20 protein-coding genes are annotated in these 19,643 nt (G+C 74.0%); 11 read left to right on the forward strand and 9 right to left on the reverse strand.

Annotated elements, in window-relative coordinates; translation table 11 throughout:
• Positions 1 to 31: 31 nt before the first annotated feature.
• Positions 32 to 1,378, reverse strand: coding sequence for an APC family permease (locus H9657_RS17845; protein WP_191784785.1), 1,347 nt, complete (start codon positions 1,376 to 1,378; stop codon positions 32 to 34).
• Complete coding sequence (locus tag H9657_RS17850) at positions 1,375 to 2,820, reverse strand: amino acid permease (RefSeq protein ID WP_225215612.1); 1,446 nt, start codon at positions 2,818 to 2,820, stop codon at positions 1,375 to 1,377. Before H9657_RS17850 ends, H9657_RS17845 begins: the two co-directional genes overlap by 4 nt.
• Before the next feature lie 329 nt (positions 2,821 to 3,149).
• On the opposite strand from H9657_RS17850, the gene nhaC reads away from it, so the two are divergent.
• From nhaC to H9657_RS17875, 5 genes are all read left to right on the forward strand, one after another.
• Positions 3,150 to 4,619 carry a Na+/H+ antiporter NhaC gene (gene nhaC, locus H9657_RS17855; RefSeq protein ID WP_191784786.1) on the forward strand — a complete coding sequence of 490 codons (1,470 nt, stop codon included), beginning with the start codon at positions 3,150 to 3,152 and terminating at the stop codon, positions 4,617 to 4,619.
• A complete protein-coding gene (locus tag H9657_RS17860) occupies positions 4,616 to 6,067 on the forward strand; it encodes a basic amino acid/polyamine antiporter (protein WP_225215613.1) in 1,452 nt (483 codons plus the stop codon). Before nhaC ends, H9657_RS17860 begins: the two co-directional genes overlap by 4 nt.
• A gap of 37 nt (positions 6,068 to 6,104) precedes the next feature.
• A complete protein-coding gene (locus H9657_RS17865; protein ID WP_191784787.1) occupies positions 6,105 to 7,358 on the forward strand; it encodes an arginine deiminase in 1,254 nt (417 codons plus the stop codon).
• 70 nt (positions 7,359 to 7,428) lie between these two features.
• Positions 7,429 to 7,662, forward strand: a complete 234-nt coding sequence (locus H9657_RS17870) for a FitA-like ribbon-helix-helix domain-containing protein (RefSeq protein ID WP_191784788.1) — start codon at positions 7,429 to 7,431, stop codon at positions 7,660 to 7,662.
• Positions 7,659 to 8,057 carry a type II toxin-antitoxin system VapC family toxin gene (locus H9657_RS17875; protein ID WP_191784789.1) on the forward strand — a complete coding sequence of 133 codons (399 nt, stop codon included), beginning with the start codon at positions 7,659 to 7,661 and terminating at the stop codon, positions 8,055 to 8,057. Before H9657_RS17870 ends, H9657_RS17875 begins: the two co-directional genes overlap by 4 nt.
• 34 nt (positions 8,058 to 8,091) lie before the next feature.
• Here the strand turns inward: H9657_RS17875 and H9657_RS17880 are convergent, their stop codons facing one another.
• From H9657_RS17880 to H9657_RS17890, 3 genes are all read right to left on the reverse strand, one after another.
• Entirely contained in the window at positions 8,092 to 8,268 is a 177-nt protein-coding gene (locus H9657_RS17880; protein ID WP_191784790.1) for a hypothetical protein, read from the reverse strand.
• A gap of 84 nt (positions 8,269 to 8,352) precedes the next feature.
• The gene (locus H9657_RS17885) at positions 8,353 to 8,967 is read right to left on the reverse strand and encodes a superoxide dismutase family protein (RefSeq protein ID WP_318241585.1); all 615 of its coding nucleotides are present in this window, start codon (positions 8,965 to 8,967) and stop codon (positions 8,353 to 8,355) included.
• A gap of 116 nt (positions 8,968 to 9,083) precedes the next feature.
• Entirely contained in the window at positions 9,084 to 9,908 is an 825-nt protein-coding gene (locus tag H9657_RS17890) for a helix-turn-helix domain-containing protein (protein ID WP_191784792.1), read from the reverse strand.
• 37 nt (positions 9,909 to 9,945) lie between these two features.
• On the opposite strand from H9657_RS17890, the gene H9657_RS17895 reads away from it, so the two are divergent.
• From H9657_RS17895 to H9657_RS17915, 5 genes are all read left to right on the forward strand, one after another.
• Entirely contained in the window at positions 9,946 to 10,509 is a 564-nt protein-coding gene (locus H9657_RS17895; protein WP_191784793.1) for a TIGR03086 family metal-binding protein, read from the forward strand.
• 150 nt (positions 10,510 to 10,659) lie between these two features.
• Positions 10,660 to 11,178, forward strand: coding sequence for a hemerythrin domain-containing protein (locus tag H9657_RS17900; RefSeq protein WP_191784794.1), 519 nt, complete (start codon positions 10,660 to 10,662; stop codon positions 11,176 to 11,178).
• Between the two features lie 59 nt (positions 11,179 to 11,237).
• Positions 11,238 to 11,684 carry an HIT family protein gene (locus tag H9657_RS17905; protein ID WP_191784795.1) on the forward strand — a complete coding sequence of 149 codons (447 nt, stop codon included), beginning with the start codon at positions 11,238 to 11,240 and terminating at the stop codon, positions 11,682 to 11,684.
• Positions 11,685 to 11,849: 165 nt separating this feature from the next.
• A complete protein-coding gene (locus tag H9657_RS17910; RefSeq protein ID WP_191784796.1) occupies positions 11,850 to 14,084 on the forward strand; it encodes a glycoside hydrolase domain-containing protein in 2,235 nt (744 codons plus the stop codon).
• A gap of 134 nt (positions 14,085 to 14,218) precedes the next feature.
• Positions 14,219 to 15,526 (forward strand): glycosyltransferase, encoded by a 1,308-nt coding sequence (locus H9657_RS17915; protein WP_191784797.1) that lies wholly within the window; start codon positions 14,219 to 14,221, stop codon positions 15,524 to 15,526.
• Positions 15,527 to 15,554: 28 nt separating this feature from the next.
• On the opposite strand, the gene H9657_RS17920 is transcribed toward H9657_RS17915, so the two are convergent.
• The 4 genes from H9657_RS17920 to H9657_RS17935 form a co-directional block, all read right to left on the reverse strand.
• Positions 15,555 to 16,517: an NAD-dependent epimerase/dehydratase family protein gene (locus H9657_RS17920; RefSeq protein WP_191784798.1), complete on the reverse strand. Its 963-nt coding sequence runs from the start codon at positions 16,515 to 16,517 to the stop codon at positions 15,555 to 15,557.
• A gap of 22 nt (positions 16,518 to 16,539) precedes the next feature.
• Positions 16,540 to 17,499: an LLM class flavin-dependent oxidoreductase gene (locus H9657_RS17925; RefSeq protein WP_191784799.1), complete on the reverse strand. Its 960-nt coding sequence runs from the start codon at positions 17,497 to 17,499 to the stop codon at positions 16,540 to 16,542.
• 48 nt (positions 17,500 to 17,547) lie between these two features.
• The gene (locus tag H9657_RS17930) at positions 17,548 to 18,420 is read right to left on the reverse strand and encodes a hypothetical protein (protein WP_191784800.1); all 873 of its coding nucleotides are present in this window, start codon (positions 18,418 to 18,420) and stop codon (positions 17,548 to 17,550) included.
• Between the two features lie 89 nt (positions 18,421 to 18,509).
• Complete coding sequence (locus H9657_RS17935; RefSeq protein ID WP_191784801.1) at positions 18,510 to 18,950, reverse strand: winged helix-turn-helix transcriptional regulator; 441 nt, start codon at positions 18,948 to 18,950, stop codon at positions 18,510 to 18,512.
• An 86-nt stretch (positions 18,951 to 19,036) separates the two neighbouring features.
• Between H9657_RS17935 and H9657_RS17940 the strand changes: the two genes are divergently transcribed.
• Positions 19,037 to 19,588 (forward strand): pyridoxamine 5'-phosphate oxidase family protein, encoded by a 552-nt coding sequence (locus H9657_RS17940; RefSeq protein ID WP_191784802.1) that lies wholly within the window; start codon positions 19,037 to 19,039, stop codon positions 19,586 to 19,588.
• The last annotated feature ends 55 nt before the right edge of the window (positions 19,589 to 19,643 follow it).

Here is a 19,643-nt window from a genome sequence, read left to right on the forward strand (position 1 = left end):
ACCTCACGCACCGGCTCGCAGCGTAGGGCCGTCACCCCTCGGCCGTCCCGCGCGCCACCGCCGACGCGCGCGACGACTTGCGCGTCAGCAGGTGCAGCACGACACCGACCGCCAGCAGCACGCCCGCGAGCGCCCAGTGCTGCGGCTCCTGCCGCGTGAGCAGGACGAGGCACGACAGGACGGCGAGGACGGGCACGAACGTCGGGGCCTGGAAGTGCGGGTGCTCGACGCGGTCGCGCCGCAGCACCAGCACGGCGACGTTGGTCGAGAGGAAGACGAACAGCAGCAGCAGCACGACGGTCGACGCGAGGTCGACGAGCTCACCGGTGACCGCGAGCAGGATCGCGACGAGCGTCGTCACGACGATCGCGACGCCGGGCGTGCGGCGCTCGGGCAGCACGCGCGCGAGCGGCCCGGGCAGCAGCCCGCGCTCGGCCATGCCGTACGCGAGGCGGCTCGCCATGATCATCGTCAGCAGCGCGCCGTTGGCCACCGCGATGAGCGCGACGACCGCGAACACCTGCGGCGGGACGACGCCCGCGACCTTCACCACCTCGAGCAGCGGCCCGGTGGACTCCGCGAGCTCCTCGGGTGCGACGACGGCCGGCGCGACGAACCCCAGCAGCAGGTACACGACGCCCGCGGTGAGCAGCGACCCGAACAGCGCGCGGGGGTAGACGCGCGAGACGTCCGTGATCTCCTCGGCCAGGTTCGCCGACGTCTCGAACCCGACGAACGAGTAGTACGCGATGAGCGCGGACGCGAGCACCGCGGTGGCCACGCCGGTCTCGGCGGGCGGCGCGAACGCCCCGCTCAGGTCGGCGTCGCCGCGGCCGATCACCCAGGCGCCCAGCAGGATGACGACGACGAGCCCGGTCGTCTCGATGAGGGTCATGACGATGTTGGCGCGCAGCGACTCCTTGATGCCCCACGCGTTGATGAGCGCGACGAGCACGAGGAACACCACGGCCGCGGGCACCTGCGGCACGTCGAGGAACGCGGCCAGGTACTCCCCGGTGAACGCGAGCGACAGCCCGGCGGCGCTGACGACGCCCGCGGACAGCATGCAGAACCCGACGAGGAACGCGACGAGCGGGCTGCGGTACGCCTTCTCGGCGAACACGGCGGACCCGCCGGCCTTGGGGTACTTGGTGACGAGCTCGGCGTAGGAGAACGCCGTGAGCAGCGCCATGACGAGCGCGATCCCGAACGCCAGCCACACGAGCCCGCCGGCCTGCCCGGCCATCTCGCCGATCAGCGCGTACACCCCGGCGCCCAGCACGTCGCCCAGGATGAACAGGAACAGCAGCGGGCCCGTGATCGCCCGGCGCAGCGTGGGAGCGCCTGCGGTCACCTCGTCCGTCGTCTCGCCGGTCACGCGCCCGATTCTGCGGCAGGCCCTCCCGACGCGCGCGCCGAACGCCGCCGCAGGGCCTGCGACACGACGTAGATCCCCACCACGACGGCCACGAGCCCGGCCGTCGCGGCGAGCTGGGCGCGCGCCGCGTCGTCGGTGAGCATGAGCACGACGACCCCCGCGAGCGCGACGAGCGTCGCCCACGTCAGCCACGGGTAGCCCCACATGCGCAGCGGCAGCCCGGCGGGACCGGCGGCCGCCTCCAGGCGGGGCCGCAGCCGCAGCTGCGACACGGCGACCAGCACCCACACGACCAGCAGGGACGCACCGGCGGCGTTGAGCAGGATGCCGAGCAGCGCGTCGGGCAGCAGCCAGTTGAGCGCGACGGCGACGAGCCCGAGGACGACGGAGACGAGCACGGCGACCCACGGCACGTCGCGCCGCGACACGCGCCGCAGCGCACGCGGCCCGTCGCCGCGCCCGGCCAGGGAGTACGCCATGCGGGACGTCGCGTAGATGTTGGCGTTGAACGCGGACAGCAGCGCCAGGACGACGACGACCTCCATGAGGCGCGCGGCCCCCGGCAGCCCGGCCAGCTCGAGCACGGCGACGAACGGCCCGTCGACCAGCTGCGGGGCGTCCCACGGCAGGACGAGCACCATGACGCCCACGGCGCCGACGTAGAACAGCAGGATCCGCCACACGATCGACCGGGTCGCGCGCGCGACGGCCCGCTGCGGGTCGCGCGCCTCGGCGGACGCGATGGTGACGATCTCGATGCCCCCGAACGCGAAGACCACGACGAGCAGCCCGGCGGCGATCCCGCCCAGTCCCGTCGGCGCGAAGCCGCCGTGCCCCAGCAGGTTCGACGTCCCGACGGGGTCGGTGCCCGGCAGCCACCCGAGGGCCAGCGCGACGCCGACGACGAGGAAACCGACGATCGCGACGACCTTGACGAGCGCGAACCAGAACTCGAACTCGCCGAACTGCCGGACCCCGACGAGGTTCACGACGGCGAACAGGGCGACGGCCGCGAGCGCGACGCCCCACTGCGGCACGCCGGGCACCCACCCGGTGACGATGCGCGCGACGCCCGTGATCTCGACGCCCAGCACCATGACGAGCGTGAACCAGTAGACCCAGCCGAGCGTGAACCCGGCCCAGCGGCCCAGCGCGCGCTCGGCGTACACGGAGAACGACCCGCTCGCGGGGACGGCCGACGCCATCTCGGCGAGCATGCGCATGACGAGCACGACGAGCAGCCCGGCGACGGCGTACGACACGAGCACGGCCGGCCCGGCCACGGCGATCCCGACCCCGCTGCCGAGGAACAGGCCCGCGCCGATGGCCGACCCCAGGCCCATCATCGTCAGGTGCCGCGCGCGCAGGCCGTGACCGAGGGCGCGGTCGGGGTCGGGTGTGCCGTCGGCGCCCCGGGTGGGCCGGTCGACTGCTGAGGACATGCGGGTTCGGCTCCTGTGCGGTGGGGACGACCGGTCGGCCGTCGGCAGCACACGCTAGCCGCCCGGACTGAGCACCCTGCGGGCACGTGGTCCCCCCACCACCGAGTGCCCACCTCCCCCGAGGACCGGCGCCGAACGAGACCGGCCTGAGTCGTCGTCCCGCGCCGTGAAGACGACTCAGGCCGGTCCCGGCGAGGTCACGTCCCGGACGACCCGCCGGCCGCGGCACCGGGCGCGCGTCCTGTCTGTTCCGTCGGGAACCTCCGGGCTCTAGTGTGATGAGGGTCGAGCCGCGTCCCGGTGTGGGGACGCGGGCCTGAGGGGGCGCGTTGAGCGAACCGGCAGAGCTACCCGTCCGACCACCCACGCTCACCGACGCCCTCATCCCCCTCGGCGCCCTGGCCCTGCTCATCGCCGGGTCGCTCGCGCTGTTCGGCCTGGACGCGCTGGACGGACCGATCCAGGTGGCACTGGTCCTGGCGTGCGCGGTCGCGGCGCTCGTCGCGCTGCGCAACGGCCACACGTTCACCGCGATCCAGGCGGCGGGCCGCGGTGCGCTGGCGTCGGTGACGAGCGCGGTGTTCATCCTGCTGGCCGTCGGCGCGCTCATCGGCGTGTGGAACCTGTCGGGGACCATCCCGACGCTCGTCTACTACGGCCTGCAGGTGCTGTCCCCCGGGTGGTTCTACGCCGCGGCGGCGCTCATCTGCGGTGCGGTCGCGCTGAGCATCGGCAGCTCGTGGACGACGGTCGCGACGATCGGCGTCGGGCTGGTGGGCATCGCGACGCTGCTGGAGGTGTCGCCCGCGATCACCGCGGGGGCCGTGATCTCCGGGGCGTACCTGGGCGACAAGCTGTCCCCGCTGTCGGAGACGACGATCCTCACGGCGCAGATCGCGGACGTCGAGGTGCACGAGCACATCAAGCGGCAGGTGTGGACGTCGGTGCCGGCGTTCGTGCTCGCGTTCGTCGTGCTGCTCGTCATCGGCCTGGTCCAGCCCACGGCCGGCGGCGACGCGACGTCCTCGGACCTGGCCGAGCTCGGAGAGATCTACCGCATCACCCCGCTGGCGCTGCTGCCGGTCGTGGTGCTGGGCGTGCTGTCGGCGCGCAAGGTCCCGGCGTCGCTCGCCCTGCTGGCCTCGACGCTGTTCGCCGGGGTCCTCGGCGCGTTCCTGCAGCCGGACGTGTACCGCGACTTCGTCACCGGGGCCGGCAACATCGTCGCCGAGGCGGTGCAGGCCGTGTGGCTGGCGATGGCCAACGGCTTCGACATCGACTCGGGGGTCGCGGACGTCGACCGGCTGCTGTCGCGCGGCGGCATGGACTCGATGCTGCTGACGATCTGGCTGATCCTCGGCGCGGTGACGTTCGGGGCGATGCTCGAGGAGTTCGGGCTGATCAACCGGCTGGTCGTGCCGATGATCGACCGTGCGCGCAGCAACGGGCAGCTGTTCCTCACGGTGTTCGGCTGCGGGTTCGGCCTCAACGTCGTCGCGGGCGACCAGTACATCGCGCTGGTCCTGCCGGGCCGTATCTTCCGTGCCGAGTTCGAGAAGCGCGGCCTGGCGCCGACGAACCTGTCGCGGCTCGCCGCCGACAGCGCGACGGTCACCTCCCCGCTCGTGCCGTGGAACTCGTGCGGCGCGTTCATGGGCGCCACCCTCGGTGTCTCGACCCTGCTGTACGCGCCCTACGCGATCTTCTGCTGGGCGAGCCCGCTGCTGAGCGTGCTGTACGGCTTCACCGGGTTCCGCATCGAGAGGACGTCACCCGCCCCGACGATGGAGGACGCATGACCACGACTCAGAACCCGGCAGCACCCACCGCCGCCGCGGCGAAGATGAGCGTGCCGACCCTGACGGCGATGGTCGTCGGCGGCATGGTCGGGGCCGGCGTGTTCTCGCTGCCCGCACGCTTCGGCGTCGCGACGGGTGTGCTCGGCGCGCTCATCGGGTGGGCCGTCGCCGGCGCGGGCATGCTCATGCTCGCGTTCGTCTTCCAGAACCTCGCGGTGCGCAAGCCGGACCTGGACTCGGGTGTCTTCATCTACGCCAAGGCCGGCTTTGGTGACTACGCGGGCTTCAGCTCCGCGATCGGGTTCTGGGCCTCGACGGTCGCGGGCAACGCCTTCTACTGGGTGTTCATCACCGCGACGCTCGGTGCGTTCCTCGACGAGTTCGGTGACGGGGACACGGTGCTGGCCGTGGCCGTGTCGACCGTCGGGGTGTGGCTGTTCCACTTCCTCGTGGCGCGCGGCGTGCGCGACGCCGCCGTCATCAACCGCATCGTCACGGTGTTCAAGATCCTGCCGATCCTCACGTTCGTCGTCGTGCTGCTGTTCGCGTTCGACGCGCAGGTGTTCGCCGACAACTTCTTCGCCTACGACGACCTGGGCACCCTGTCCGAGCAGGTCAAGAACACGATGATCATCACGACGTTCGTGTTCCTCGGCATCGAGGGCGCGAGCGTCTACTCGCGGTACGCCCGGCGCCGCGAGGACGTCGGACGCGCGACCGTCCTCGGGTTCCTGTCGGTCTTGTCGATCTTCGCGCTCGTGACGCTGTCGTCGTACGGCGTGCTGCCGCGCGCGACGATCGCCGGCGAGCGGCAGCCGTCGATGACCGGGGTGTTCGAGTCGGTCGTCGGGGCGTGGGGCGCGACGTTCATCTCCGTCGCCGTGGTCGTGTCGGTGCTCGGGGCCTACCTGGCGTGGACCCTCATGGCGGCCGAGGTCATGTACCAGCCGGCCCGCAACGACGACCTGCCCGAGCTGCTCGGCCGCGAGAACCGGGCGGGCACCCCCATCACGGCGCTGGTGGTCACGTCGATCGCGGTGCAGGCGCTGCTCGTCGTCACGCTGTTCGTGTCCGACGCCCTGAACTTCATGCTCGACCTGTGCACGAGCCTCGCGCTCATCCCGTACTTCCTCGCCGCGGCGTACGCGCTGAAGATCGCACTCACCGGTGAGGGCTACGAGGGCGTCGACCCGCGCGTCCAGCGCAGGCACGCGATCATCGCGGGCGTCGCGACGGGCTACACGCTGTTCCTGTTCGTCGCCGCGGGCCTGGAGTTCCTGCTGCTGTCGACCGTGATCCTCGCGCCGCTGACCCTGCTGTACGTCAAGGCCCGCAGCGAGCACGGCAAGCGCCTGTTCACCCCGACCGAGGCGGTGCTGTGCGCCGTGATCGTCGTCGCCGCCGTCCTCGGGGTCCTCGGCCTCGCGACAGGCCGGATCGCGCTGTGAGACCGCACCACCCACGTCACCCGACGGAAGGACGAGCATGAGCCAGACCGTGTCCGCAGGCTACGGCGTCCACTCGGAGGTGGGCCGGCTCCGCAAGGTGATGGTCTGCCGCCCGGGGCTGGCGCACCGCCGGCTCACGCCGACCAACAGCGACGAGCTGCTGTTCGACGACGTGCTGTGGGTCGAGAACGCGCAGCGCGACCACGCGGACTTCGTCAACAAGCTGACGACCCGCGGCGTGGAGGTCGTCGAGCTGCACGACGTGCTCGCGCAGACCCTGCAGGTGCCCGGCGCCCGCGACTGGCTGCTGGACCGCAAGATCGTGCCGAACCGCGTCGGTCTGGGCCTGGTCGACAGCACCCGCACCTACCTCGAGGAGCTGGCGCCGGCACGCCTGGCGGAGCTGCTCATCGGCGGCCTGGCGACGATCGACCTGCCCCCCGAGCACCGCCCGCCCGCGATCGGCCTGGCCCGCGAGTCCACCGGCGCGCGCGAGTACCTCATGCCGCCGCTGCCCAACACGCTCTACACGCGCGACACGACGTGCTGGCTGTACGGCGGCCTCACGCTCAACCCCCTGTACTGGCCGGCGCGGCACGACGAGACGCTCATCTACCAGGCGATCTACCTGCACCACCCGGACTACGTCGGCTCGCGCGTCTGGTGGGGCGACCCCGGCAAGGAGTGGGGGCAGGCGACGTTCGAGGGCGGCGACATCATGCCCGTCGGCAACGGCGTGGTCCTCATGGGCATGAGCGAGCGGACGTCCCGGCAGGCGATCACGCAGGTCAGCGCCGCGCTGTTCGCGCAGGGGGCGGCCGAGCGCGTCGTGGTCGCCGGGATGCCGAAGCTGCGCGCGGCGATGCACCTCGACACGGTCTTCACGTTCGTCGACCGGGACGTCGTCACGCTCTACCCGACGATCATGGACGCGGTGCACACGTTCACGCTGCTGCCGTCGGACGCGCGCCCGGGCTTCGACGTCGTCGACGAGGGGTCGGCCGCGTTCACCGACGTGGTGGCCCGCGCCATGGGCCTGGACGCGCTGCGGACCATCGACACCGGCGGCGACGTCTACGAGTCGGAGCGCCAGCAGTGGGACTCGGGCAACAACGCCGTCGCGCTCGAGCCGGGCGTCGTGTTCACCTACGACCGCAACACCCTGACCAACACGCTGCTGCGCAAGGCGGGCATCGAGGTCATCACGATCGTCGGCGCGGAGCTGGGGCGTGGCCGCGGCGGCGGGCACTGCATGACGTGCCCGATCGTCCGGGACCCGGTGGAGTGGTGAGACGCGTCGCGGGCCCCCGCCGCCCGGGCCGGCGCCTGCACTTTGCATGCAGTCGCAGTAGTCTGACGGCATGAGCGTGTCCCTCACCGTCCGCGACGTGCCCGACGACGTCCGCGACGAGCTCGCCGCGCGCGCCGCGCGCAGCGGCCGGTCCCTGCAGGAGTACCTGCGCGCGACGCTGACCGAGCTCGCGGCCCGGCCGACGGCGGCCGACGCCGTCGCGCAGGCCCGCGGCCGTGCGCTCGGGTACCCGGACGTCAGCGCCGAGCAGATCCTCGACGACCTCGACGCCGGGCGGCGGTGACCACCGCCCTGGTCGTGGACGCGTCAGCCGTCCTGGCGGTGCTCATCGACCCCGGCCCCCGGGGTGAGCAGGCCGCGACCCACATGTCGGGCGCCCAGCTGGCCGCGCCCGACCTGCTCGGCTACGAGGTCCTCAACGTGCTGCGCCGACGCCGGGCGGCGGGGCGGCTCACCGCGAACCAGGCGGCGCTCGCCGTGCGCACGTGGTCGGACCTGCCGGTCGACCTCTGGCCTCTCGCCCCGCTCCAGCCCGACGTGTGGCGACTCACGCACAACCTCTCGGCCTACGACGCCGCCTACGTGGCTCTCGCCGGCCACCTCGGCGCACCGCTGCTCACGGGCGACCGCCGTCTCGCCGGGGCACCGAGCCTGACCTGCGAGGTCGTCACGATCTGATGCGCCCCCGCGGGTACGACCTGCGGTGCGGCCGTCAGGGTCTCGGGTCGTCGCCCGTCGGGTCCGACGGGTACAGGCGGCGGGTGCCCGTGTCCTGGTTGTCACCGGGCGGCGGCTGCGTGTCCGGGCCGGTGGCGCCGGGCAGCGGCTGGTTCTCCGGGTCCTGGGTCTCGGGCCGCTGGGATGCCGGGTGGACGGTGTCCTCGCTCATGGGTCCACCCTGCGACGGCCGTCCGGGCCCCGCCACCCGAGGGCGGCGGGGCCCGACGACGGCGCCCCGCGGCTGCGGGGTGCGTCAGCCGCCGACGACCCCGCACGCGATGCGGTCACCGGAGTCACCGGTCTTGAGCGTGTCCGCGTCCGGGCCGTTCGGCGCGTAGCGCTCGGGGATGTTGGCGAAGTTGTCCGGGCCGGCGTGGACCATGACCGCGGTGCCGTCGTCGTCCATGAGCTCCTCGAGCGTGACGGCGTCGGTGCTCGCGGTCAGGCGTCCCGCACCCGTGGAGTCGACGAGCAGCGACGGCAGGTCGCCCTCGTGCGCGCCGTGGTCCGCCATGTCGGCGCCGACGTGGCCGCCGGCGGACAGGAAGTCGCCGACCTTCGTCGGGTCGGTCGGGTCCGGGCTGTCCGGCTCGCACACGCCGATCGCGTGCAGGTGGAAGCCGTGGAAGCCCGGCGGCAGGTCACCGGCCGCGACCTCGATCTCCAGCGCGCCGTCCTCGTCGTCGAGCCACACCGTGCCGACCTCACCACCGTCCGGGTCGACGAGCACCACCTCGGTGCCCTCGTCGTCCTCGGTCATGGCCGGCGTGGTCGCCTCCTGCTGGTTCATCACCGGGTCGTCCTGCTCCTGCCCGGACGCGGTGCAGGCCGTCAGTGCCGCGGCCGCGGCGACGGCGACGGTCGCCACCCTGAGAGTCCCTCGCATCGTGCCCCCTCGATGTCGGTGCTCGGTCGTCTCTCCACGGTACGAAGAGGCCGGGGCGGGCGCCCGGCGAGCGACCGCGCCGCCCGGCGTCCCGCACGTCAGCGGAAGCGCCCCGCGAACCGGCCCGGCGTCAGGCCCGTGACCCGGCGGAAGTCGCGCGTGAAGTGCGGCTGGTCGGCGTAGCCCAGCTGCGCCGCGACCTGCGCCAGGGACACCTCCCCGTCCCGCAGCCGCTCGGCCGCCTCCTGCAGCCGGCGCCGCTGGATCAGCCACTTCGGGCTCAGCCCCGTCCGGCGGCGCACGAGCCGCTGCAGCGCGCGCTCGGCGATACCGAACCGGTCGCACAGGTCCTCGACGCGCAGCAGCGCGGGGTCGTCCTCGACGGCCGCCACGAGCCGGTTGACCAGCAGGCCCTCGTCGTCGACGGGCAGGTGGGTGCGCAGCAGGTCGGTGAACGCGTCCATCGCCTCGCGCTGGGCGCCCGGCCGGTCCGGACCCGCGGACATCGCGGCCCGCACCTGCTCCACGAGCCGCGCGCCGGGCGCGCCGAGCACGTCGCCGAGGTCCTCGGCCCGGTCCGTCCACCGGTCCACCGGGTCGCCCGTCAGCAGCGCACCCGCCGCGGGCTGCAGCATCAGCCCGACGGCCCAGCCCGACCCGCTCAACGTCGTCGTCGCCAGCCCCGGCACCACCCCGGAGAAGCGCGCGTCGTGCGGCGCGACGACCATGAGGCACACCGGGTACTGCAGCACCTGCTGGTGCGACTCCGCGCCGGCCGGGACGTCCCAGACGGGGATCCAGAACCGGCGCGCGAGGTCCGCCAGGTCGTCCGGCACCGCGTGCCGGTCGATGCGCCACGTCCGGTCCGTGGGGTCGACGAGGTGAGCGCGCTCGACCGGGTCGAGACCCGTGACGGCTTTCATCAATCCCCGCCTCCCGCACCGCGCCTACCGTCGGAGCATGACGACCTCCACGACCCACCCTGCACCCGACCTCCGACAGCTCACCGCCGCGTTCGGCGCCGTGTGCGACCGGCTCCCCGCGGACGCCTGGGACCGACCCTCCCCGTGCGAGGGCTGGGCCGCGCGCGACGTCGTGCGCCACGTGGTCGACACCGAGCGCGACTTCCTCGACCAGCGCGGCGTCCCGCTCGCCCCGATCGACCTCGACGGCGACCCGGCCGCCGTGTGGCGGACGCACGCCGCGGCGCTCGCCGACGCGCTGGCCGACCCGGCCGTGGGCGGGCTCGAGTACGACGGGCACTTCGGGCGGACCACCGTCGGGGAGTCCCTGCTGCGGTTCTACGGCTTCGACCTCGTCGTGCACCGCTGGGACGTCGCGACGGCGGCGGGCCTCGACGAGCGGTTCACCGACCAGGAGCTGGCCTTCGTCGAGGCGTGCGCCGCGGGCTTCGGCGAGACGCTGTACGGCGAGGGCATCTGCCGCCCCGCGCTCGACGTGCCGGCCGACGCCGACCGGCAGACCCGCGTGCTGGCCCTCGTGGGCCGCCGCACGACAGGCTGAGCGCACCCCGCCACCAGGTGGTGAGAGAGCAGTCCAGCCCCACCAGCTGGTGAGTGAGCAATCCAGCGCCCACCAGGTGGTGAGAGAGCGATCCAGTACGCCGAAACGGTCTCGACGCTCGGGCGTGGCCACCACTAGGTTCGTCCACCGATGCCCGACACCGACCCCACCCGGCTCGTCGCCTGGGACCGTGAGCTGCGTGCGGTCCACGCGCGCCTGCGCGGCAGCCTGCGACTCGCGCGCGAGGCGGTCGACGACGCGGCGGACGGTTCGGCGGACGCCGCGTCCCCGGCGCGCGAGCTCCTGCTGTTCTGCACCGGGTTCTGCGCGGCGCTCGACGGCCACCACCGGGGTGAGGACGACGTCGTCTTCCCCGGCCTCCTCGCGTCGGCGCCGGGGCTCCGGGACGTCGTGGGCCAGCTGGTCCGCGACCACGCGATGCTGTCGCACCTGCTGGGTGAGCTGCAGCGCGCGGTCGACGGGGGGCACGCGGCGGGTGGCCACGACACCGCCGCGCTGCACCGGCACCTCGACGGCATCGAGGCCGTCATGGAGACGCACTTCCGGTACGAGGAGAAGCGGTTGCTGCCGGTGCTGGCGGACCTCGTGCTCGACGCGACGCCGCGCGCGGCGCTCGGCCCGCTGGCCTCGGACGCGGCGGGCGACTGACCCGTCGGGGTCGCACAAAGCCCTCGGCCCCGGACGGTCGCGGTGCCAGGATCGAGCGCATGACGACCGACGAGTGCATCCTCTGCGAGATCGTCGAGGGCCGGCTCGACTCCTCGGTCGTGCACGAGTCCGCGACCGTCCTGGCGATCATGGACATCGACCCGGTCACGCCGGGGCACGTCCTCGTCCTGCCCCGCGCGCATCTGCCGGCGCTCGCGGACCTGGACGACGACCTGGCGGCCGAGATGTTCGCCGTCGCGCGGTCGGTCGCCGCCGCGCTGCGGCGCTCGCCGCTGCGGTCCGAGGGCGTGAACCTGTTCTACGCCGACGGCGAGGCCGCGTTCCAGGAGGTCTTCCACTCCCACCTGCACGTGTTCCCGCGATTCGCCGACGACGGCTTCACCATCGGCGCGCGGTGGGGCTCGCACCCCTCGCGCGCGCAGCTCGACGCGAACGCCGCGGCCCTGCGTGCGGAGCTCGCCCGGCCCCGCCCGGCCGAAGCGTGACCTGCCCGCAACACGCCTGACACACCCGCCTCGTAACGTCACCGCACCGCACCCGTGGACACGGCGCGCGCGCCGCGTCACGCTGGGTCCACCCGGCTCACGAGGCCGCGCGATTCGCCGCACCGACAGGCGCACGGCAGGACGGACGCACGCGAGGAGGCCGGGATGTTCGACCACGTCGACCCGTTCATCGGCACCGACGCGACCGACCTGCCCACGCCCGGCGGCCTCGCGGCGACGTGGTGGTCGCCCAAGCCGCAGGTCGGCAACACGCACCCGGGCGCGACGCACCCGTTCGGCATGGTGTCGGCGTGCGCGTACTCGGGGGCGTACCCGACGGGCTACGGGCGGTACGACCTGTCGACCGAGGGCCTGCCGCCCGTGCTGCACGACCGGCTCGTGGCCAGCGGGTTCACGCACTTCCAGCAGTCCGGCACGGGCGCGATCCGCAAGTACTACAACTACTTCCGCGTGACGCCGATGCTCTCGCCGCTCGACGACCTGGGCCGCACCTGGGAGATCGTCGACGAGGAGGCGACGCCCGGGTACTACGCGGCGACGCTCGAGTCGGGGATCCGCGCCGAGATCACCGTCGGGCCCAAGTCGGCCGTGCACCGGTACACGTTCCCCGCGCACCACGACGCACGCCTCGTCATCGACTTCTCCCTCGGCGGGCTCGACATCCCGTACGGCCGGACCATCCCCCTGCGCGCGCACCTGGGCTCGGTGAGCCCCGGGTGCGCGGAGGGCGAGATCGTCGTCGAGGGTGCGCCGCTGGCCGTGCGCGTCGAGTGCGACGCGCAGCACTGGCGGCAGCTGCTCTGGTACGACCGCCGCCTCATGCCCGGCGGCACGCGCCTCGACTTCGACCGCATCCGGCCCACCACGCTGCGCCCCTTCGGCCTCATGTGGGCGGGGCCGACGGAGCCGGGGCAGGTCGTCGAGCTGCGGTTCGGGTTCTCCCTGCGGGGCGTCGACCAGGCGGCGCAGACCCTCGAGCGCGAGTGCGGCTCCGACCCGCGCCTCTCGTTCGACCGGCGGCGCACGCAGACGCAGGACGTGTGGCGCGAGCACCTCGGGAAGGTGCAGGTCGACACGCCGTCGACGGACAAGGCCACGGTCTTCGGCACCGCGCTCTACCACTCCCTCATCAAGCCGTGCCTCGCGCCCGACGAGTCGCCGTTCTGGCCCACGCCCGGCCCGTTCGCGTTCGACCTGTCGACCATGTGGGACATCTACCGCACGCACCTGCCGCTCATGACGGCGCTGTTCCCCGACCGGGCCGTCGAGCTCGCGAACGCGCTCCTGCAGATCGCCGAGGAGGAGGGCAACCTGCCCATCGGCTACCGCATGGCGCGCGGCGCCGACCGCTTCAGCCGGCAGGGCTCGGCGCTCGCGCACACGTTCCTCGCCGACCTGTGCGCACTGGGCCTGCCGGGGGTCGACTGGGACTGGGCGCTCGTGCACATGAACGACGACCTGCGCCGCACGTACGGCGAGGAGTTCCTGCTGCACGGCCGCACGCACCCCATCAGCCACACGCTCGACCTCGCGTTCGGGTACTGGTGCACCGCGATCGTCGCCGGGCGCGTGGGCGACCTGACGCTCGTCGAGCAGTTCGGCCCGCTGGCCGCGCGCTGGCGCAACGCCTACGACCCGGCGACGGGGCTGCTCGTCGACTCGACGTACTACGAGGGCGGACGCTGGAACTACTCGTTCCGGCTGATGCACGACATGGCCTCGCGGATCGCGCTGACCGGCGGGGACGACGCCTTCACGACCATGCTCGACCAGTTCTTCGGGTTCGGTGCCGACCCCGTCAAGCAGCCGGGGCTGCACCCCGACGTCGACGAGATGGCCGCGGGGTACGCGCTGCACCGGTTCGAGGGGCTCAACAACGAGCCCGACATGGAGGCCCCCTGGGCCTACATGTACGCGGGCCGTCCGGACCGCACCGCGCAGGTCGTCCACGACGTCGTCCAGCAGCAGTTCGGGACGGGCCGCGGCGGGCTGCCCGGCAACGACGACTCGGGCGGGCTGTCGTCCTGGTACGTGTGGGCGACGCTCGGGCTCTTCCCTGTCGCGGGGCAGAACCTGTACCTGCTCAACGCGCCCGCGTGGCGTGAGGCACGCATCGACGTGGGCGGCCGGCCGCTCACGGTGGAGACGACCGGCTTCGCCGAGCCCGAGCCCGGCGGTCCGGTCCAGCACGTGCAGTCCGTCCACCTCGACGGCGTCCCGCTCGACCGCCCGTTCCTCACGGGCGGCGAGCTGCACTCCGGGGGGCGGCTGCTCATCGGTCTCGGCCCGGAACCGTCCGGGTGGGGCACGCAGCACCGACCACCCAGCGCGCCCGCGCCGCACGTCGACGTCCCGCTCCCCCGCCTGTCCAGACCCTGACGTGACGGGATTGCTCTCTCACGCCCAAGGGGGAAGGCCACCCACCCCCTCTCCCCGCGAGAGAGCAATCCAGCACCCCCTCTCCCCGCGAGAGCGCGATCCAGTCACCCCCGATCCACCGAGAGGACGACGCCGTGGACCCCATCACCGCCGCACGCCCCGACCGCCGTCTCGTCATCGTCGTGCGCGCCGACCCGGTGATCTGCGGTCACTCGGGCGAGGCCCGCAACCTCGCCGAGGCCGCGCTGCAGCGGGGCTTCGACGAGGTCCGGATCGTCACCTGGCCGGTCGAGCGGCTGCAGGAGGCGGGCCTGCCGCTCAAGCCCCTGGACGGCGTCATGCCGTACTCGCCGGGGATCGTCGTGGACCGCCCCGGACCCGTCGGTGACTACAAGGTCCCCGACGGCCGGTACCTCGCGGGGCTGACCGGGCGGCTCGTCGAGCTGTTCACCGACGGCGTCCCGACCGTCGCGATGTCGCTGTACCTGTCGCCGCACGCCACGGCGGTCGCCGACGCGGTCGCGGTCGCGCGCCGCACGGGGCTGCCGGTGGACGTCGTGACCGTGGCCGAGGCCGTCGGGTCCGACGTCACCAACGTCGTGCGCGAGTGCGTGCAGGAGGACCGGTTCGGGGCCGCCGCGCACGTGCTCGCGCAGTACCTGTCGCACGACGTCGTCCTCGCGGTGTCGCAGTACACGCGCGACCTGGTGATCACCGAGGCCGCCGCGATCGACGCGCGCCACGGCACGCGGTTCGCCGAGCAGTGCCGCGAGCGCGTCGCCGTCTCCTACCCCGCGATCGACGTCGGCACGTACCTGGCGCGGGACGAGGACGAGACCGACCGGGTGCTCGCCGACCGTGGCCTGACGCGTGACGGCTACGTGCTGTTCCTGTCGCGGCTCGCGCACGCCAAGGGCGTCGACGACCTCATCGACGGCTACGTCCGCTCGGGCGCACCGGCCGCCGGGCGCCGTCTGGTCATCGCGGGCAACGGGCCGCAGGCCGCGGAGCTGCGCGCGCACGCCGCCCGCACGCCCGTGGCCGGCCTCATCACCTTCCTCGACGACGTCCCCGACGACGAGAAGGGCCACCTCATGGCCGGCTGCACCGCGTTCGTGCTGCCGTCCAAGCCGCGACCCGAGTTCATCGAGACGTTCGGCATCGCCCTGGTCGAGAAGATGCTGTCCGGCGGCGGGCCCGTCATCACCACCGTGACCGGCGGCATCGGCGAGGCCGTGGGTGACACCGCGATCATCGTCCCCGTCGACTCCCCCGACGCCATCGCGGCCGCGCTCGACGACGTCCTCACCATGGACCGCGCCGACCGCGCCGCCTGGGCCGAGCGGGCACGGGAGTACGCGCTGCGCTTCGACCGGGTGGTGGTGCTGGACCGGATCCTCGACCAGGTCGCCGCCGTGAGGTGGGCACCCGTGCCCGTCTGAGGAGCCCTCGGGGGCGGGCAGAGCATGCTCACCTCAGGTCGCGCTGGACCGCCCGCTCCTCGTCAGCCGTGAGGCCCGACCGCCGCGGGCGGTCCACGCCCCGCGCGACCTCGTCGGCCAGCACGCGGGTGACCGTGTCGCGCAGGGGACGCAGGGTCCCGCCGGCGGCCCGGTACGCCGACCCGTCGCGGCGCGCGAACCCGGCGTCCGCGACGGGCAGCCACAGCGGCAGCGACCGCGGTCCCGCCCAGTACCGCACGTCGTGGGCCAGCAGGGTCGCGTCGTCGACCGGCACGAGCTCCACGTCGGCACCGGTCACCGCACGGATGTCGGCGAGGAGGTCCCCCAGCGGCACGGGCTCGCCGACGGCGTTCACGGCCCCGGTGATCCGCTCGCGCCCGGCCGCGACGATCCAGTCCGCGAGGTCGTCGACGTCGATCACCTGCACGTGGCGACCGTGCGGCGTCGGAACGACCACCCGGCCGCCGCGGTGCAGGCGCGCCGGCCAGTAGCCGAACCGGTCGGACGGGTCACCGGGCCCGACGATCAGGCCGGGCCGCGCGAGCAGCAGCCGGTCCCCGACCCGCGCAGCCGTCGCCTGCTCGGCGGCGACCTTCGCGTCCGGGTACTGCGTCAGGTCGCGCGGCTCGACGAGCGCCGCGGACTCGTCGGCGCCCGGCTCGTCGTTGCGCGCGTACACCGAGACCGACGACACGAGCGTCCAGTGCCGGGCGCGGTCCGCGAGCGCGTCCAACGCCCCCGCCACGAGCGCCGGGTCGTACGCGATCTCGACGACCTCGTCCCACTCGCCGGTGAGCGCGTCGTACGCGCCAGGCTCACGCCGGTCGGCACGGACGAGGCGGGCGCCGTCGGGCACCGTCCCCGACTCGCCGCGTGCGAGGCACACGACCTCGGCCCCGTCCGCGACGGCCGCGCGAGCGACGCGCGCGCCCAGCCACCCGGTCCCGCCCAGCACCAGCAGGCGTCGCATGGGGACAGTCAACCGTGCCGGCTCACCGCGCGCGGGCGAGCGCGTCCAGCGCGGCGACGGGGTCGGGTCCGCTGGGGAACAGCACGCACGTCGTGGCTCCCGCCTGCGCGCGGGCGGCGATGCGCTCGCGCACACCCGCCGGCGTGCCCGCCAGCGACAGCTCCCGCACCCACGCGTCCGGCAGCGCCGCGGCGAACTCGTCGGGTGACGCGGACCCCGCACGCAGCGCGGCCAGCTCGGCCGCGAACGGCTGCTGCGCGAGGTGCGGCGCCCAGTCCGGCTCGCCGATCCAGACCAGGCCACGCCGCGCGACGTCGAGCGCGCGGGCCTCGTCGTCGTCGACGCACGCGACGTCGTACGTCACGACGCGTGAGCGCCCCGTCGCGGCGACCTGCTCGACGGCCGCCCGGACGTACGCCGGGGCGCACGGCTCGGCGAGCACCACGCCGTCGGCGACCCGGCCGGCGACCGCGAGCGACCGGGGCCCGCGCACGCCCAGCAGCACGTCGGGCACGACGTCCGGGACGGACGACGGGTCGAGCGCGACCCCGTCGAGCACGATCGACGCACCGGGTGCGGTCGTCACCGTCTCGCCGCGCAGCAGCGCGCGCAGCGCGACCGTGTACTCCTCGAGGTAGGTCAGCGGGCGCGCCGGCCACCGGCCGACCGACCGCATCCAGTCCGGCATGCCGTGCCCGACGCCGAACGTCACGCGCCCCGGGAACAGGCGGGCGAGCGTCGCGGCGTCCATCGCGGCGAACGCGACGTCCCGCGCGGCGGCCGGCACGATGCCGATGCCGACGTGGATGCGTTCGGTCGCCGCGAGGACGGCCGCCGCCTGCGCGGCACCGCCGCGGAAGCCCAGGTCCTCGACCACCCACAGCTCGTCGAAGCCGAGGGCCTCGGCGCGGCGGGCGTGCTCCAGCACGCGGTCGGCGGGCAGGTCACGCGGCAGGAGCACCCCGAGGGACGGCGTCGTCATGGGGCCATCCTCGCCCGCCGGCCGGCGGGCGAGGCGCAGGCCCGCCGGTCAGAGCTTCAGCAGGACGGTGACGCCCAGGACGAGGTCGATGACGATGCACGCCTCGGCGAACCAGCGCCACGTGACGCGGCCCGCCCGGTGCAGGGCGACGTCCCACGCGACGTGCAGGAGCCAGCCGGCGGCGACGACGGGACCGGCCACCGCGGCCGGTGCGGTCGCCGCGACCGCGGCGAACCCCAGGTAGAGGACGAACCCCGCGACGTGGGCGGCGAGCAGCCGGTCGCGCCGGAACTCGCGCCGCACCGCCCCGATGACGAGGTACTCCCCGCCGAGCACGGCCAGCGTCCACGCGGGCGGGATGCCGGGGCTGACCCACGAGTCGAACGTCAGCCCGAGGGCGAGGAACGTCGGCCAGCGGTGCGCGACGACCTCGACCCCCCGGCCCCACGCCGTGCGGGCCGGGCCGTGGACGTGCCCGCCCGTGTACTCGGCCCGGCGCAGGAGCATCACGCCGACCATCGCGGGGAGCATCAGGACGTGCCCGACGACCAGGGCGTCGGCCCCGGACACGAGCCCGGCCCAGTAGGGCACCAGGCCGATGGCGAACGGCAGGACCATGGCCGCGGACATCTCGCCGACGGACCGTGGACCGTGCCCGCGGTGCACCATCCACACGGCCATGCCGAGGGTCATGGTCGTCGCCATGACGAGGGCCGCGGCCTCCGGGCCGGCTGCGGACAGGTCCCAGCCGGCCGCGTCGGCGAGGGCCGTCACGACCGGGGTGAGCAGGAGCATCCCGAGGAGCATGGCCACGGCCATGCCGCCGAGATGGAGCACGAAGGTCACGGCGGGCCCGCGGGGCGGGCGGGCCGGGACGGTCGCGGTGCGGTGCTGCGTGGGTGCGTGCGTCGAGGTAGCCATGGCCCCACGGTGCGTCGGGGGTGCTCCCGCGGTGCCCGTGGCCCGTGCACCCGGTCCCGTGCGGATCGCACGGGTCCGTCGTGCGCCCGTCAGCCGGCGGGCAGCTCCAGGTCGTCCACGTGCAGCGGTCCGCCGCAGCTCGCGCACCGCACCTCCGCGTGGGTGACCTGCCCGCAGGTGCGGTGCCGGTAGCTGACCGGCGGACCGTCCGGGCCGGCGAGCCAGCGGTCGCCCCAGGCCGACATGACCAGGAGCACCTCGCACAGGTCACGGCCGCGCTCGCTGAGCCGGTACTCCGACCGGGGCGGCCGGTCGCTGTAGGGGACGCGCTCGAGCACGCCCTGCTCGACGAGCCAGCCGAGGCGCTCGGTGAGGACCTTGCGCGAGACGCCGAGGTCGGCACGGATCTCGTCGAAGCGGTGCAGGCCCATGAGCACGTCGCGCAGGACGAGCGGCGACCAGGCCTCGCCGACGACGTGGAGCGTGCGGGCGATGGAGCAGTTCATCTGGCTGAAGTCGGTGCGCTGCACCGTGCCAGCCTAGGCCAGTGGGTTCCCTGGGGGAACCGACCACGGTACGGTGCGAGAAAGTTCCCTCGAGAGACGGAGTGACGCCGATGTCCCCGACACCTCCATCCACCGCCCTGCCACCTGCTGCCCTGCCGCAGGGGGACCCGCGGCTGCTCACCACGCCCGTCGCCCGCGAGCTGTTGGCCGGCACCGCGCTCGCCCGCATGGCGTACGTCGCGCCCGACGGCTCTCCCCGCGTCGTCCCGAGCTGGTTCCACTGGACCGGTGAGGAGCTCGTCACGGTGACGTACGTCGCCGGCCCGGGCGTGCAGCACCCCGCGCGGCGGCTGGACGCGCTGCGTGCCGACCCGCGGGTCGCCGTGACCATCGACGACGAGGGACCGCCGCCGCGCGTGCTGACCCTGCGGGGCCGTGCCAGCGTCCACGAGGTCGTGGGCGTCGCCGCCGAGTACGCCGCCGCGGCGCGCCGGTACCTCGGAGCGGCCGCCGCCGACGAGATGCTCGCCGAGCTGGAGCACCCCACGCTGCGGCAGGCCCGGATCTGCCTGCGCCCGGCATGGGTCGGCCTGCTGGACTTCACGTCGCGGCTGCCGAGCGCGCAGGGCGGCGTGACGGTGGACGCGGCGCAGGTGGGATGACACCGGCGCGCGACGCCCGGCGGACGCCCTCGCACACCATCCCGCACACGGTCCC

It is taken from the genome of Cellulomonas avistercoris (genome assembly GCF_014836445.1).
GTDB lineage: Bacteria > Actinomycetota > Actinomycetes > Actinomycetales > Cellulomonadaceae > Cellulomonas > Cellulomonas avistercoris.